Consider the following 251-nt stretch of genomic DNA (forward strand, 5'->3'; position numbering starts at 1 on the left):
TTCTCCAGAGTTGAATCCTATTGAAAACAGTTGGGCTATTCTGAAAAAAGCTGTGACAGAATTACTTAGAAAAACAGAGAATTTAACTGACGCAATATCATACTGTTTAAAGACTAAATGACTATAGCTTCTTCACCAGAATAGCGGTTCAGTTTATTCATTTCTTGAATCCGAACCGTTTTGAAAGCATTGGTCAAATGTTGGACAATGTGAAAACGGTCAATCACAATCTGAGCCTCAGGAAAAGCTTT

The 251-nt window shown here is 35.9% G+C and carries 1 protein-coding gene; it reads right to left on the reverse strand.

The window, feature by feature from the left end; all coding sequences use genetic code 11:
* Positions 1 to 113: 113 nt before the first annotated feature.
* A partial coding sequence (locus HZY94_RS08475; protein WP_179925790.1) for a transposase occupies positions 114 to 251 on the reverse strand: 138 nt, incomplete at its 5' end.

This window comes from Streptococcus danieliae, assembly GCF_013415245.1.
GTDB classification, from domain to species: Bacteria; Bacillota; Bacilli; order Lactobacillales; family Streptococcaceae; genus Streptococcus; species Streptococcus danieliae_A.